Annotated in this window: 13 protein-coding genes; 2 read left to right on the forward strand and 11 right to left on the reverse strand. The window is 31.7% G+C overall.

Going from position 1 to position 14,405, the window contains the following annotated elements; genetic code table 11:
- The 4 genes from BM077_RS12575 to BM077_RS12590 form a co-directional block, all read right to left on the reverse strand.
- A partial coding sequence (locus BM077_RS12575; RefSeq protein ID WP_143018636.1) for a peptidoglycan-binding domain-containing protein occupies positions 1-481 on the reverse strand: 481 nt, incomplete at its 3' end.
- A 124-nt stretch (positions 482-605) separates the two neighbouring features.
- Positions 606-1,472 carry a CAP domain-containing protein gene (locus BM077_RS12580; RefSeq protein ID WP_218124696.1) on the reverse strand — a complete coding sequence of 289 codons (867 nt, stop codon included), beginning with the start codon at positions 1,470-1,472 and terminating at the stop codon, positions 606-608.
- 21 nt (positions 1,473-1,493) lie between these two features.
- Positions 1,494-2,327: a CAP domain-containing protein gene (locus BM077_RS12585; protein WP_218124697.1), complete on the reverse strand. Its 834-nt coding sequence runs from the start codon at positions 2,325-2,327 to the stop codon at positions 1,494-1,496.
- A 244-nt stretch (positions 2,328-2,571) separates the two neighbouring features.
- Positions 2,572-3,948 carry an alkaline phosphatase family protein gene (locus BM077_RS12590; protein WP_218149539.1) on the reverse strand — a complete coding sequence of 459 codons (1,377 nt, stop codon included), beginning with the start codon at positions 3,946-3,948 and terminating at the stop codon, positions 2,572-2,574.
- 170 nt (positions 3,949-4,118) lie between these two features.
- Here BM077_RS12590 and BM077_RS12595 point away from each other — a divergent pair, with 170 nt between their 5' ends.
- Together BM077_RS12595 and BM077_RS12600 are read left to right on the forward strand one after the other, a co-directional pair.
- Positions 4,119-4,895, forward strand: coding sequence for a helix-turn-helix domain-containing protein (locus BM077_RS12595; RefSeq protein WP_089750832.1), 777 nt, complete (start codon positions 4,119-4,121; stop codon positions 4,893-4,895).
- 413 nt (positions 4,896-5,308) lie between these two features.
- Positions 5,309-8,020: an FAD-binding and (Fe-S)-binding domain-containing protein gene (locus BM077_RS12600; protein ID WP_089750834.1), complete on the forward strand. Its 2,712-nt coding sequence runs from the start codon at positions 5,309-5,311 to the stop codon at positions 8,018-8,020.
- 83 nt (positions 8,021-8,103) lie between these two features.
- Here the strand turns inward: BM077_RS12600 and BM077_RS12605 are convergent, their stop codons facing one another.
- From BM077_RS12605 to BM077_RS12635, 7 genes are all read right to left on the reverse strand, one after another.
- The gene (locus tag BM077_RS12605) at positions 8,104-8,826 is read right to left on the reverse strand and encodes a glycosyltransferase family 2 protein (protein WP_089750836.1); all 723 of its coding nucleotides are present in this window, start codon (positions 8,824-8,826) and stop codon (positions 8,104-8,106) included.
- Positions 8,827-8,830: 4 nt separating this feature from the next.
- A complete protein-coding gene (locus tag BM077_RS12610; protein ID WP_089750838.1) occupies positions 8,831-9,613 on the reverse strand; it encodes a sulfotransferase family protein in 783 nt (260 codons plus the stop codon).
- A gap of 28 nt (positions 9,614-9,641) precedes the next feature.
- Positions 9,642-10,388: a sulfotransferase family 2 domain-containing protein gene (locus tag BM077_RS12615; protein WP_089750839.1), complete on the reverse strand. Its 747-nt coding sequence runs from the start codon at positions 10,386-10,388 to the stop codon at positions 9,642-9,644.
- Between the two features lie 65 nt (positions 10,389-10,453).
- A complete protein-coding gene (locus BM077_RS12620; protein ID WP_089750841.1) occupies positions 10,454-11,260 on the reverse strand; it encodes a glycosyltransferase family 2 protein in 807 nt (268 codons plus the stop codon).
- A 167-nt stretch (positions 11,261-11,427) separates the two neighbouring features.
- A complete protein-coding gene (locus BM077_RS12625) occupies positions 11,428-12,159 on the reverse strand; it encodes a sulfotransferase family protein (protein ID WP_089750843.1) in 732 nt (243 codons plus the stop codon).
- A gap of 187 nt (positions 12,160-12,346) precedes the next feature.
- Positions 12,347-12,760, reverse strand: a complete 414-nt coding sequence (locus BM077_RS12630) for a hypothetical protein (RefSeq protein ID WP_089750846.1) — start codon at positions 12,758-12,760, stop codon at positions 12,347-12,349.
- 84 nt (positions 12,761-12,844) lie between these two features.
- Positions 12,845-14,278, reverse strand: a complete 1,434-nt coding sequence (locus BM077_RS12635) for a sulfotransferase (RefSeq protein WP_089750848.1) — start codon at positions 14,276-14,278, stop codon at positions 12,845-12,847.
- Positions 14,279-14,405 lie beyond the last annotated feature (127 nt).

Genomic DNA, 14,405 nt, shown 5'->3' on the forward strand with positions numbered 1-14,405 from the left:
CAGTTTCTGAACCTGAATTTCCATTTTCATTCTTTTTATCATCTTGGCTTTGACCATTATCAGGACTTTGTGAATTATCATTATTATCATTATTACCATTGTTATTGTTATTATCGTTATTGTTGTTATTATTGCTGTTACCACTATTATCATTAGTATTATCATTTTGTGGAGTGTCTATTTGTCCAGCCTTTGACTTAAGCAAGTTCCACGTTTCTGTATCTACATCTCCTGTCTCTTCTAAGTTATTATCTTCTTGAAAATTAATTACTGCTCTTTTAGTCATATACATAAAATAACCATTAACTGGCCCTGGGTTATATCCCTCTGCTTTTAATAACTTCTGTAGCGTAACTACCTTGTCATTATGCATCCTATACTCAAGAACTGTAGCTGCATTAGCTTGTCCTACAGGAATTACCGTTAACATCACTGCTAAGACTAAAATAATAGATAGTTTTGTAGTAAATTTCTTCGACATAAATTATCTCCCTTTCTTTAATTATTAGGTGTGTGTAATGCTTAATTTAGTGTGTGTTTAGTAATTAATCTACATCAATAAACTCTTGCAAAAAAATTCTGCCGTACTTATATTAAATTTTAATTTAAAACTCATCCAAGAATAATTGAGTAAACATCTTACCATAAGGTCCACCATCAATAATTCCAATTCCTATCTTCGTATAATCTTCTTTTAAAATATTACGGCGGTGTCCCGTGCTATTCATTAATGCTGTATGAGCTTTTGTGATTGTTGAGTTGCCAGCAAGATTTTCACCAGCGGTTCTATATCTAATCCCTGCATTTCTTAACATATCATACACAAGTCCATACGTTGGTGACTTATGACTAAAGTAATTTTTCTCAATCATATCTCTACTTTTCTTACGAGCCAATCTAACCAATCTTATATCTACTTCTAATGGTTCTAAACCTCTTTGAGTCCGTTCTTTATTTAATAACTCTAACATTCTTTTTTCTTCGGTAGTCATCTGTCCTATCTGTGGATTAGTTGGCTGTGAAATAGGATTTGTATCTAGTTGCTGGTCTTGATTAGAATTAGGACTTTGTGAATCGTTATTGTAATCATCATTATTACTATTGTCGTTATTATTGGTATTATTGTTACTGCCAGTATCATTTTTAGTATTATCATTTTGTGGATTATCTACCTGTCCAGCCTTTGACTTAAGCAAGTTCCACGTTTCTGCATCTACATCTCCTGTCTCTTCTAAGTCATTATCTTCTTGAAAATTAATTACTGCTCTTTTAGTCATATACATAAAATAACCATTAACTGGTCCTGGATTATATCCCTCGGCTTTTAATAACTTCTGTAGCGTAACTACCTTGTCATTATGCATCCTATACTCAAGAACTGTAGCCGCATTAGCTTGTCCTACTGGAATTACTGTTAACATCACTGCTAAGACTAAAATAATAGATAGTTTTGTAGTAAATTTCTTCGACATAAATTATCTCCTTTCTATTCTTTAATCTACATCAATAAACTCTTGTGAAAACATCATGCCGTACTTACTACCTTCAATAATTCCAATCCCTACATGGGTAAAACGAGGTCGTAGAATATTCTCACGATGTCCCTCACTGTCCATTAATGCTTCGTGAGCTTGCTTTACTGTTGGTGCCCCAGCAATATTCTCACCAGCAAGAGTATAAAAAATATTAATCTTCTTCATCATATCAAATGGTGAGCCGAATGTTGGTGACTGATGGTCGAAGTAATTATTTTCAATCATATCTCTACTCTTAGCTCTAGCTACTTTTACTAATCTCAAATCGACTTTTAATGGTTTTAAGCCTCTCTTTTGTCGTTCTTGATTTACTAACTCTAGCATCTTCTTCTCAGCAGCTGTTAAGCCTTTTACTTCCTCACTTATCCAATCTTTTTGTAAAGAGTTATCACCTTCAGTTGCTGGTGGTTCTTCAACAATGATATCTACTGAATCATTATCTGCTGTAGATTCACCAGGGGTAGAGTTATCAGCACCAGTAGATGATGGCTGAGATTCTTCCTTTATAGAAGAGCCTTGACTACTCTTCTCAGAACTACCACTAGGATTAGTCGGTGACCCATTAGATTCTGCTGGCAATGAATTATCTACTGGTTCATCCTTATCAATTACTCTGTTTAGAAGAAAGAGCATTGCTAATCCTTTTAAGACTGAGTAGAACCCATCTTTCATCTTAGAATCTTCTAACCCAATAAAAGCATAGGCATTGCTTGTCCACAATATTCCCACAAAACTAGGAACTAATAGAGAAATAATTAATAAATAAACTATATATTTTTTGCCTTCTTTCATCAGGTATTAACACCTCCTATCCAATTTAAACATTGAAAACTTAACTATCATATGTCAGTTAGATTATAACATAGAGATTCTTAAATGTTGAATGTAAGTTCTAGTAATTTAACAACATTGTGGTTTATTCCACAACCTTATCCACAGACTTTTACTTATATAACATCTTTTCCACAAAGTTATCCACATTATCCACAGTTTATCCAAGAATCCTGTGTATAATATATATACTTTAAAGCATTTTTTACTGAATTCTTCTGCCAGCTAACTCATCTTCTATTTCTAAGTCAAAATAATCTAAAATAGTAGGTACAACATCTAATAAATTTATCCTTTCATTCTCTCTCTTTTCAGTATTCTTTGACATAAAAATATAAATACCATGTTGCTTATGATTAGCACTATCGATTCTACTATTATTTCTATAAAGTGTAATACACTCATGACCTACACTTTCAATAGATCTCCAGTCGAGATTTCCAAACAGAATAATTAAATCTGGAGGAATATTATTACAATCACCATATAAATTTTCTGGCTTATAAATTTTTGTTCCAATATTTTCTCCATTCTCATCAGTTATAGCCTTTAATTTATTAATTAATTCATTTCTTACCACCTCATAGTCTACTTGAGGAATTACTCCTGATGGTTCTCTACCGGCAACATTTAGGTATAGTTGACCATAATGCCCACCATAGCCCCAAGCAATTGTATTTTGCCAGTCCACTTTTAACTGCTGAATAGAAGTAATCTTTTCTGGCTTATCTTTTAGCTTTAAATAACCTTCTTGAATTAACCATTCATTAATACAAATACCTCCAATCATCGGCTTAGCTCCATGATTAGATACTAACATTACGGCTGTATCTTCATTAATATATTCTAATAATTCTCCAATTTTTTTATCTAAATAAATATAATAATCTTTAACAATACTTTGATATTGATTTTTCCCTGGATAATTAAGATGATTTGGGTCAAAATAATGCCAAAATATATGTTGAATTCTATCTAAACCTAATTCCACCATTATCATCAAATCCCACTCTTTAGTTGACATTAAATATTTAGCTACCTTAAATCTCTTTTCTGTCATCTCATAAATCTGTTCTAAAATATGTTTTCTATATTCACCACGTAAATTATCTATATCAAATTTATAATCTCCCACTAACGCTTCAATCTCTTTTTTTAACTCCGGAGGATAAGTATATTCTGAATTAATACCAGGAGTTAAAAGACCAGTAATCTGCCAACCATTAATAGATTTAGCTGGATAGGTCTGCGGAACTCCTATTAGAATTGACTTCTTTCCAACTTCATCTAACCTATTCCAAATCGTCTTAACTTTTACCATCATAGAATCAGCTACTACAAAATTATTATAGGAAGAATCAACTCTATTTCTTAAGCCATAAAAACCTAACTTTCCTGGCTGATGACCGGTTAACATAGACATCCAAGATGGACAAGTGGTCGAAGGTATTATACTCTTCATCTTGCCTGAAATTCCCTGTTCTTTCAAGGCGCTGATATTTGGTAGATCATCTAACCATCTATTAAAAACTAAGTCTGGCTCTGCACAATCAAATCCAAGCATTAGTAATCTTTTACTCATTTCTCTCCCCCTTAATTAGCAAACTTCATTACTATCAATTTATGTTACTAATCTATTTTTGTTAAAAATCTTAACAAATTAAAGTCAATTCTCAAAAGTTGACAGAATTAATAGGTCATGCTACCATTATATAAAGTACTACAATATAGATATCTTGAGGAGTGACATAAATGACCTTAGGTAAAAGGATTAGAGAATTTCGAAAGGAAAGAGGATTAACTTTAAAAGAGCTATCTAAAAAAATAGGTATTTCTTACTCTTTTTTAAGCGCTATTGAACGTAATATTAAAAAACCTTCCTTAACTACGATTAAACAAATTGCTGAAACTTTAAATATTCCTATTACTTACTTATTTGACAATAGTCCTGGAGGAAAAACAATTGGAGATAAACTGAAATTAATTAGAGAAGGACGTAGTCTTTCAATTGCTGAATTAGCTGAGCTAACTAATATTAAAGAAGAAGAATTAATTAATTTAGAGACTAATAAAAGCCAACCTGATTTGGATACTATCGAAGTTTTAGCCAATACACTTGATGTTACCGTTCGTTATTTCTTAGAAAAAAGTACTAATGAATTAAAAGTAGGGCAGCGAATCAAAAAGATAAGACAAGCTCAAGGAATGACTGTAGCTAAATTAGCTGATAACTCAGGAGTATCTTCTGGATTAATTAGTCAAATAGAGAATCAACAGACACTACCATCAGTAGATTCTTTAGAAAATATAGCTGAAGCTTTAGGAACTTCAGTCTGTTATTTTTTATTAGAACAGGAAGATATAGAAGACCTCTTATCTTCTTTATCTCCAGATATAAGGGAAATGTTAGGTGACCCTAGAGTTCAAGGGGTTCTAAGAGCAGTACGTGACTTTGATAAAGGAGAATTAAAGTACATTCTAAACCATATTCAATTCTTTAGACAGAATAGAGATTTATTAATTAAATAACCCAATATATAATATCAGCTTTATAATACCTTTTAAAAATAATTACTTCTTTTTCATTTTTTCCTTTTAGTATTTGTGAAAAAAAATTTTACTTCAAAGCAGGAATTGTGAAAATAATCCCGAAATATAATAATATGAACATTTTGTGACTTTATGTAGATTTGGCGTAGAATTTATGTTAATGATCTATTACAACAGTCTTACAATAATCTAATTATTAATATTCTTATGTTTTATTTTTAAGCAATTATTTATATATAGAGAAATTAAATTTGACTCACAATAGTTTGAAGTATATTTTTTTGACATGTGTTTATATATAGCGCAAATTAATTCCACTAAAAAGGAGGGATTAAAGACTACTATAATTTTGTAAGCAGAGAGTAGGAACTAATTTAAAGGAGGTAGATAAAATGTTAACGACTAAAGTTCAGAATGAATTAAAGGAAATTTTTGCAGACAGAGTCAAATTTGATCAAGTAGAAAGAATAGTCTACAGTCACGATATGGGAACACTACCTGACGCTATTGATGCTATGATTGATTCGACTCCAGATGCAGTAGTACAACCGCAAAATAGTGGTGAAGTACAAAAAATAGTGAAATTAGCACAAAAAGAAGAAATACCTTTAGTGCCTAGAGGAGCAGGAACTAGTGGCTACGGGGGGGCTATCCCTACCAAAAAAGGAGTCGTAGTAGATTTTACTAGGATGAAAGAAGTTGTAGAAGTAAATAAGAATGAAAAAACTGTTACTGTAGAAGCCGGTGTTCTTTGGCAGGACCTAGAAGATTATCTAAATAAAGAAGATTTAGCTTTAAAGTTGTATCCAACAAGTGCTCCAGGAGCTACTGTTGGGGGGTGGATAGCAGAAGGCGGTTCTGGAATCGGGAGTTATGAATATGGCTTTATTAAGGATAATATTACTTCTTTAAAAGTAATAACCCCACAAGGCGATATTAAAGAGTTTATTGGTAAAGAATTAGATTTGATCTGCTCTTTAGAGGGGATTACTGGTTTCATTATCGAAGCAACTATTGAAGTTCGTAAGAAAATTGACAATTATCCAATAGTAGCTACTTTTGGTCAAGTTGAAGATCTATCATCTGCAATTTTAGCCATTAAAGAAGCTAATATTCCTTTATGGACTTTAAATATTGCCACCTCTGAGCATATTGCCTGGAAACAAAAAGCTACAAATGAATATTTAGTTCCAGAAAAATATATGGGTACTTTCGTACTTCCTGACGATACACCCAATGCTATTAAAGAAGAATTAAAAAAAATTATTGAAACTAATAAAGGTACTCCACTAAATGAAGAACTCTCCTTTAAAGAATGGGAAGAAAGATTTTATCCTATGAGCTTTAAAAAATTAGGTCCTTCTTTGATAGCTAGTGAATCTATTATCCCTATAGAAAACTTAGCTAAGTTTATTAACAAAGTTAAGAAAAAATATGGTGAAGAAGTGGCTATCGAGGGTTTCATGGTTGGTCCGGATAAAGTTACTTTATTAAGCTTTGTTCTTTCTGATGAACGAAAAAAGATTCAATTCCCATTAGCTTATACTTCTTCATTAGTAATCATGGATGAAGCTAAGAAGCTAGGAGGCGAAAATTATTCTATCGGTCTTTATTTCACTGACGAAGCAGAAGACTTTTACGGAACTAAACGTCTAAATAAAGTATGGAATTATAAACAACAAGCAGATCCAAATGGAATATTTAATCCAGGTAAGATTATTCCAGCTAAATTAGATAAAAATTCTCCGGCTAAACTATTAAAGAAAGGGATGAAAGCAGCTAAATTAGGAACCTTTATCTACGGCATGGCCGGAAAATTATTTATTAAGAATAATCCAAAGGATTTTAGTGGCTATGATATTCCAGAGGATATGGCTAAAGATACTTTTGGCTGTGCTCAATGTGGTTTCTGTCGTTCAGTCTGTACTGTCTTTGATGCTGATCCTTGGGAAAGTAACTCTCCTCGTGGCAAATGGTTCTTGCTTCAACAATATATGAAAGGTAAGATTGACTTAAATAAAGAAACAGCTCATAAGTTATACCACTGTACTACTTGTAAACGCTGTGATGAAGTTTGTCAGACTAATATTCACTTAGCCCATCATTGGTTAGCTATTCGACCAATACTAAGCGAAGAAAAAGGTTATGAAATTACTAGCTTAGATGTCCTTCGTGATAATGTATTAAATGGAGATAATTTCTGGGGTCTCAATAATTCTAATCGTGGTAATTGGATGGCTGAGGATGTTGAATATCAAGATGAAGGCAAAGTAGCTTACTGGGCTGGTTGTTGGGCTTCCTATGTAATGGATGATATGCCTCACAATGTTACTAAAGTTCTTAATGAAATCGAACAAGACTTTGTATACTTCGATGAAGATGAAACCTGCTGCGGTCTCTATTTAGGTCTAGGTGGTTACTATGATGAATTAGGAGCCAAAATCAAACAGAATATAGAATTATTTAAAGAACGAGGAGTAGAAACATTATTACTATCTTGTCCTGGTTGTTTAGCAACATTTAATGATTTCTATCCTCAATTTGCAGAAATGTTAGGTCTAGATTGGGATATTGAAACTAAACACGTTACAGCCTATATGGCAGAAAAGATAGAAAGTAACGAGTTAGAGTTAACTCATGAAATCCCTAAAACCATCACCTATCACGACTCCTGTCATTTAGGACGCTGGAGTAATCTTTATGAAGAACCACGTACAATATTACAAGCAATCCCAGGTAGTGAATATAAGGATATGAAACACAATCGGGAAGATGGATTATGCTGCGGCTTAGTAGCTGGATTTACCGACTTAGACACAGTACAACATTCAGGAGTTAAAAGAGTACAAGAAGCAGAAGAAGTTAATGCTGATATCTGTGTAACAGCCTGTGCCGGCTGTGGTTCTCAAATCTATAATACCGCTCATGCATTAAATTCAGATATAGATGTCATCGATATTAGTGCTATGGTCTGTAAAGCTTTAGGTATTGAACCTAAAGAATCAGGTGATAATATTATAGCTTACATGGAGCAAGCAGTACAATTATTACAGAATAGTCAAGTAATTGAAGCAGATAAAAAAGATAAAATTGTTAATGAATAATTAGCACTACTATCATAGTTTTAAGGCACATCTCTTAGTGAGGTGTGCCTTTTTATCTTAGTATTATTAAATTTCAAATACAACTATTTCCACTTTTGTTTGAACCTCTTCATATTCTTATTAAATATATGCCGCTGTGGTAGATTATTTCCCTCAAAAGTACGATGTCCAAAATGATAAACGAAAGTGTCTCCCGCACAATAGACCTTAAAACCATTCTCTCTAGCTCGACAACAGTAATCTCTATCTTCAAATAATCCATATTCAAAGTCTTCATCAAATAAGCCAATCTTTTCAATCACCTTACGTTTGATTAACATACAAAAACCAGCAACAGCATTTAACTCAAACCACTTATTCGCATCAGGCTTATTAAAATTATTACTAAATTTAACTATCTCTTCTAAACCATTTAAATTACATTCAATCGTCCCTGGCTTTCCACGAGCACAATTACTTCTTGGTCCCACAATTCCGACCTTTAATTTACTATCAATACATCTTAATTGATTCTTTAACCAATTATTTGCTACAATAGTATCATTATTTAGTAACATAATATAGTCCCCATCTGCCGCTTTTATGCCTTGATTTACCCCTTTACTAAACCCTAAATTAGTTTGATTAGTGATTAATTTAACATCGGCTATTGAAGTAAGGTATTCTACTGTACCATCACTAGAGCCATTATCTACTAAAATTAATTCATACGGAACTTCTGTCCAAGTTTTAATACTCTCAATACATAATTTTGTATACTTTAACTGATTATACGTTAAGATTATAATACTAATTAAATTAGGCATTCTTTCACCTCTCTTTATCCCAATCCCAATTTACATCTAAAAGATCATATAATCTTTGATTATAGGGTTCGAAATACTCATGTAATTGCTGTCTTATATTTGAATCCATTTCCGGATAATCTCCACTAGAATTAAACTGCTTATATTCTGTTAACTCCCACTTTGGTAATTCTAAAAACTCTAAAACTTTATCCATGACTAATTGAGGATTTGCATATAAATCTTCTGATTTTATGATTAATAACTGCTCTCTTGAAAAAAGTTTAAACCACCTTTGTAGCTGCTCTATATATATCCCTCTAGTTTTATAAGAAAAATGATTATAGTTAAAACTAAAATAATCTTTATCTTTCTCCATTTTTTCTAACTCTCCAGCTAATCTTTTTTCTTCTTTTGCTATTGCTTCAGTAAATGATAAAGTTTCAAATCCATTACGTACTTCATGATGATAATGAGAATAGGCTCTATCAATAGGATTTCTTAATAAAGCTATAAGCTTGACCTTAGGGATTAAATTATGAATTCTCTTAAACGCATAGGGATGAAATATATAATAAGGACTTGCTTCACCAGTAATGCAACCTTTTTCCTGTAAGTTTTGTAAGCTAGAAAAATACTTATAGTACCATTGCAATCCTTTTTCAAAATGATTATCAAAAAAGTGTACTTCTTTTCTAGCCGCAGGCGCTATATTAGGATGAGATGTTAAATACTTATATAATGAAGTTGTACCACATCTTTGGGCACCAATGATAATAAAATTAGGTCTAAACTCCAATTGATTCATTAAACCCCTCCCTTAACAAAATTAAATTTTACAAATTATCTTCTAATTTCTTTTTAGCATAATCATATAGCTCTATATCTAACTTATTCTTTTCTTTTATCATACTAATTATCTCTACTGGTAATTGATCTTTTGCGGGACGATTCGAATTCACATTTTTCTTTGTATAATCTATATCATCCCACCCTAATTCTCGTTTTATTAAAGATATGGATTCATCAAATAATTCAGTTATTCCTACAATAGCAAAATAATCATTAATGTTCTTCTTAGCTCTTTCTAAATTAGGTTCTCCTTGATTTGAATCTAACATAAAACTAGTAAGATTCTTCTCAGTTCTTTTATAATTAATAATTCGACTTTCCCAAGATAAAAAACGAGTCTGTAAATTTTCAATCTTTGGTTTAAGGCTCTTTATACTAAGAAATTCCTTAAAACTTAAACCATTAATCCACTTAATTTTTGTATTATGATATAGGTAATAATACATAGAAATTATGCGCTCAACCGGGTCGCGTAACATTGTAATATAGATATATGGCCTTTTAAAATAGTTATGAATTCCAAAAGGTATATGTCCCCATATACACTTCAATTTATTAATTTCTGCATCCGATAGAGCACTTAGTTTACCTATAGTATCCTTTTGCGCGCCTCCACCACAAACTTGATTCGCGTACTGTTTTCTAAAAATCTGACCCAATGTCGTCCCAGCCGTTTTCGGCATATGCATAAAGATTAACAATCTATTCTTGTTCTGACTTTTAATCCTCATAACTCACACTTCCCTAATAATAAGCTTTTAATATTTTATGTGAATTAACAGCAACCCGTTAATCCTTATTCATCAATAGGAACAATCTTATAGCCAGATTCTGTATTTCTTGCTCGCTCCAATCTATAACCAAACCTTCTTAACCGTTCTTTAAACTTCTTAAAGCCACGCCATTTAGATTTATAATTCTTTATATAATAAGCAAGATTTTCTCGTAATTCATCAACCTGATGACCACAATTAATAACTAAATACTCATCATTCCAAGCTACTAAATATCCACATTTCATTACATCCTTAGAAAAAGCAGAGTCATGAGGAAATTTATAAGTTCCAAACTTAGTGTTCCTCCATCTTACACCTCGATCCCAAATACTTCTTCTAAACATCGAACTTGTACCTATATTAATATCTGTAACATAAATGGCACAATCATCCCTTATTATCTTATAAGCTGATCTAACATCACAAGTCTCTCCTAACTCTTTTTGCGGAAAAGGAGAATATAGAGATAACTGTCCCAATCTTGGAAACTTTTCAAAAGCCTTTAGCATCTTTTGATCCCAGTCAGGTTTATAAATGAGATCATTCTCCGAAACATGTAAAAAATCTGCCTTAGCCTCTTGCAAACCTAAATTTAATGCTGCCCCTCCTTTGTTTTCCGATAATAAGATTGAACTACAATTAGAATATTCTTGACATATACGCTTAATAAATTCTTGCGAACCATCATCAGAACCATTATCTACAATAATCATTTCAAAAGGAACAGAAATTGTATCTAAATAAGAATCTATTGTCTCTTTTAATAAATAATAACGATTCCAACTTAATAAGACTGTAGATATCTGTGGAGTCTCTTTTTCTAACATTAATTTATACCTCCTAATTATAAGCCTAAATCCACTATTGCAATATATGTATGTAAAACAAATGAAATACGTCACTGATAATAAAAATAACCTTCCTCTTAAGTAATTAAATAGCTTTATACTAGCTAATTAATACTTAAAGAGAAAGGTGAATTATAGAATTAAGTTTATTTATATTCTTCTTCTAATTCACGAATTTCATCTTTAGGCAAAATAAAATCAATAGCTTCTTCTTTTTCCTCCTTGTCTACATTAATATTTAAAAAATCAGTAATCTCTTTGACCCACATTTCTGGAGTATCCATGACTTCCTCATAATTAAGCTCTAGTCTATTTAAATCAGGAAACCTATAAAATAATTCTTCAATACGAGAATCATAAAGTTTCTTTAATTTCATTCCTTGTTTAAATGTTATTAGTTTACTTCTACTTTTCTTCTTCCTTGAATCTTCTTTTTGAGCTTCTCTTCTCCTTCTTTCTTCCCTTCTTTTTAATGAAAGAGCTACTCTTGCTGGATTACGGTAACAAATAATAAAATAAGGATTAATTAAATATGGCAAATATAGTTCGATAGTTAAACTCGTCCTTGGATCTTTCCAACCCCAAATCCCTTCTCTATTTACTAGCCTTTTAATCTTTCTTTGAAATTTATCCTTTTGCCTTAAAATTGCTTCTCTAGTAGGAGGATCATCCCAACTCCCATTAGCCGCTTCTAAAATTTTAATATTTTGACTGATAAACCTTCTATCCTCAAAGTGACCTAGAGGATTAGAAAAATCCTTACCTAACATTCGCTCCCCCATATTGACACCAAGTTTATCTAAAACACCTGCAATCATAGAAGTACCACTTCTATGCATTCCTAAAGTAATTACTGTTTTAGATTGATTATCTATCATAAAATCTCTCCTTTATCATCTTATATCCTTATTATATGTATATGAATATTACTGAAAATATGTTGCAAGAATATTTCTGAAATGCATACCCAGTACGGTCTTGGTTGAATATAATTTAAATCAGGAGGTGATACAATAGAATATATAAAAAGTCAAGACAGGTTGAACCCACCTTGACTTTGAGTATCTAACCAATAGCTGCTGCAGTTAAAGTAATCGGACCAATAACTCTTACACGGTCTCCTGCAGTAGCCGAACTTGGACTTAACGCAGCAGTTAAGTCATAAGTTACACTTTCTCCTGTTGCATCATCAACACCAACCATATTCGCAACAGTAAAATCATCAGTAGCTGCATTAGCATCTGCAACCTTCGCTCTTACAACAGGGCTACTAGTATTATCACGAATTCTTAATATTACCTCTGCAGCATCGGTAGCTATATGCATACCTACTGTTGCATCTAATTTCACATCAGTACTTCCAGTAGTATCAATTGTAACTGTACCGAGAGTAACTTCTGTTGTACTATCGATTTGAATTGCTGTTGTACCACTAGTATTAGGGTCTAAAGTATATGATTCAAAAGCATTTAAAGCCATATTTTATTCACCTCCATTTTCCATCATTGGTATATTATACTATCCAAGGGGCTATTCGTTACTACTAGAATAAAAAATATATTTTTACTTATCCCAATTCCAATCTACATTTAAAAGTTTAAATAACCGTCGATTATATCTTTTAAAGTATTTATACAACTGCGTTTCTATAGATTTATTTATAAAATGATTTCTATTTCGTTTAATTTTCTTATGCTCTTTAAAATTCCATTCAGGTAAATTTAAAAACTTTATAATCTTATTCATAACTTCCTCAGGCCCAGCATATAAATCTTCAGATTTTAAGATTAATAACTGTTCTCTTGGAAATATATTTAACCATCTTTTTAACTGATTTATATAAATGCTTCTAGCTTTATATGAAAAATGATTATACTTAAAACTAAAATAATCTTTATCACGTTTCATCTTCTTTATTTCTCCAAATAATCGTTCCTCTTCCTTTTCTAAGGCCTTCTTAAATGATAATCGTTCAATTCCTTTAAGCACCTCACCACAATAATGTGCATAAGCCCTATTAACAGGGTTCCTTAATAGAACTATCAATTTAACCTCAGGCAACATTCTAAAGACTCTTTGCGGTACATAAGGATAAAAGAAATAATTAGTACTTACTTCTCCAGTAATATATTTATCTTTACATAACTTCCTTATCTCAGAAAAATGATTAAGATACCAATCCTCACCTTTATTAAAATTTTTATTAAAGAATTGGATCTCTTCTTTACAAGCAGGAATTACATTTGGATGAGATACCAAATATTTATATAAAGGAATCACTCCACAATTTTTTTCTCCAATAATAATAAAATTAGGTATAGATTGCAGATTACGCACTGCTTCGTTAGGCATAATAAATTCAATAGCCTCTTTTTCTTCTTGTTTACTTACTTGAATATCTAGAAAATTAATTATCCTCCTTACCCATTTTTTAGGTTCAGTAGTTACCGCTTCATAATGGAGATCTAACCTTGGTGAGTCAGAATACTCTTTAAAAAAATCACCAATACGTTGGTCATAAGTCTTCTTTAACTTCTTACCTTCTTCTAGTTCCATTTGATTTCTTCTCTGTAGGGACTCAGCCACTGTTTTTGAATTACGATAACAAACTAGAAAGTAAGGATTTTTTAAATACGGTAGATATAAATCAATAGTTAAGCTAGTCCTTGGATCCTTCCATCCCCAGATATTACTGCTAGATTCATTTTTCTTCTTGAGTAAACTCTTAATTTCTTTTTGAAAATTATCCTTTTGATCTAATATATCTTCTCTAGCAGGAGTAGAGTCCCAACTACCCCCACCAGCTTCTTTTAGAATTTTAATATTTAAATCAAGAAAATCTTTATCTTCAAAGTGGCCTAGCGGGTTAGATACTTTTTTGCCTATTAATTCTCTTCCCATATCGATTCCAAGCTTGCTTAAAATACCACTTGTCATAGAAGTTCCATTTCGATGCATTCCTAAAACAACTACTGTTTTAGATTCTAACTTGTTCATATAAACTCCACCTCCCTTATCTTATAAGAGGCATTATAATCTACTTGTTGGTTTATGTAATATGTTATGCTCAATCTTATAGATTAGGAACGATAAAATACTCAATCATATAATCACAGTTCATTAT

Origin of the sequence: Candidatus Frackibacter sp. WG13, assembly GCF_900114655.1 — a bacterium.
Lineage (GTDB): Bacteria > Bacillota > Halanaerobiia > Halobacteroidales > Acetohalobiaceae > Frackibacter.

Excerpts from the sequence above, each read along its gene's own strand:
- BM077_RS12590 (WP_218149539.1), bottom strand. The coding sequence starts at position 3,948 with ATGAGTAAAAGATTACTAATGCTTGGATTTGATTGTGCAGAGCCAGAC.
- BM077_RS12585 (WP_218124697.1), bottom strand. The coding sequence starts at position 2,327 with ATGAAAGAAGGCAAAAAATATATAGTTTATTTATTAATTATTTCTCTA.
- BM077_RS12615 (WP_089750839.1), bottom strand. The coding sequence starts at position 10,388 with ATGAGGATTAAAAGTCAGAACAAGAATAGATTGTTAATCTTTATGCAT.
- BM077_RS12620 (WP_089750841.1), bottom strand. The coding sequence starts at position 11,260 with ATGTTAGAAAAAGAGACTCCACAGATATCTACAGTCTTATTAAGTTGG.
- BM077_RS12600 (WP_089750834.1), top strand. The coding sequence starts at position 5,309 with ATGTTAACGACTAAAGTTCAGAATGAATTAAAGGAAATTTTTGCAGAC.
- BM077_RS12595 (WP_089750832.1), top strand. The coding sequence starts at position 4,119 with ATGACCTTAGGTAAAAGGATTAGAGAATTTCGAAAGGAAAGAGGATTA.
- BM077_RS12630 (WP_089750846.1), bottom strand. The coding sequence starts at position 12,760 with ATGGCTTTAAATGCTTTTGAATCATATACTTTAGACCCTAATACTAGT.
- BM077_RS12605 (WP_089750836.1), bottom strand. The coding sequence starts at position 8,826 with ATGCCTAATTTAATTAGTATTATAATCTTAACGTATAATCAGTTAAAG.
- BM077_RS12610 (WP_089750838.1), bottom strand. The coding sequence starts at position 9,613 with ATGAATCAATTGGAGTTTAGACCTAATTTTATTATCATTGGTGCCCAA.
- BM077_RS12580 (WP_218124696.1), bottom strand. The coding sequence starts at position 1,472 with ATGTCGAAGAAATTTACTACAAAACTATCTATTATTTTAGTCTTAGCA.
- BM077_RS12635 (WP_089750848.1), bottom strand. The coding sequence starts at position 14,278 with ATGAACAAGTTAGAATCTAAAACAGTAGTTGTTTTAGGAATGCATCGA.
- BM077_RS12625 (WP_089750843.1), bottom strand. The coding sequence starts at position 12,159 with ATGATAGATAATCAATCTAAAACAGTAATTACTTTAGGAATGCATAGA.